The 623-nt window shown below is 35.8% G+C and carries 1 protein-coding gene; it reads right to left on the reverse strand.

Features of this window, described 5'->3' with window-relative positions; all coding sequences use genetic code 11:
- Positions 1-205: 205 nt before the first annotated feature.
- Positions 206-623 (reverse strand): hypothetical protein (locus tag ASC50_RS03205; protein ID WP_226995365.1); only part of this gene is annotated, 418 nt, incomplete at its 5' end.

Here is a 623-nt window from a genome sequence, read left to right on the forward strand (position 1 = left end):
TCATACTTCTTTCGTATTTCAATCCAAACACTTTTTCACTCCGTATCAAAGCCAAAGCTTCGCTTCCCCTTAGTCAATCACTAAGGAAACCTGTCTCGGATAACTCGCCATCTTTAAACAAGATGCGTTTTTTTATCCGACTATGTACTAATCATTTGCAAGGCTGGAGCCTTGCTTTTTAATCCAATGTAGGCAGAGCCTACGTTCAACGAGGTAACAATTGTGGTTTTAACCACAGCGACACAAATTTGTTATTATTATCTATCATGGCAACACAATTGTTGATAAACTCAACTGCACTACCTTTCTTTTCATGGTTTCCAACACATACCCAACCAGTTTGTATATCTATATATACCGGATATTCATAGTCAAAATCATCATGAATGCTGTAAGCAAAACCATATTTTAAATCATGCTCCACTCTCAAAACTCCTTTTGCAAATTCGGGAATTTGCAAATTTGCTTCCATTGATTTATCTATACCACAAAAACCTCCAACGTCAACTATTATGCCATCACTTACAATAAAACTAATTTTATTCACTATTAATTCAATGTCCACTTTAGCAATGAAACTATCCCTGTAAAAAGAATGCTCATCAGGACAATACACCAATGGC

Source organism: Candidatus Symbiothrix dinenymphae (assembly GCF_001431085.1).